Genomic DNA, 267 nt, shown 5'->3' on the forward strand with positions numbered 1-267 from the left:
CGGCTCGCTGCCCAAGATGGTGCTGATCGGCGATATCGTCGGCGACGACGAGGACGCCGTGGCCGCGGCCGCCAGCGAAGTGGTGCGCCTGGCCAACACCCGCCATGGCGAAGGCTTCGTGGCGGTGAGCGCCGAGGCCCGCAAGAAGTTCTGGCTCGACCGTTCGCGCACCGCCGCGATCGCGCGCCACACCAACGCCTTCAAGATCAACGAAGACGTGGTGATCCCGCTGCCGCGCATGGGCGAGTACCCCGACCATATCGAGCG

1 protein-coding gene is annotated in these 267 nt (G+C 68.5%); it reads left to right on the forward strand.

Translation table 11 applies throughout. From position 1 onward, the window contains the following. Positions 1-267, forward strand: a 267-nt coding sequence (locus R0J88_RS20660; RefSeq protein ID WP_410900977.1) for a hypothetical protein, incomplete at both ends; no start/stop codon positions are given.

Source organism: Pseudoalteromonas sp. SIMBA_162, assembly GCF_046535955.1.
GTDB lineage: Bacteria > Pseudomonadota > Gammaproteobacteria > Enterobacterales > Alteromonadaceae > Pseudoalteromonas > Pseudoalteromonas marina.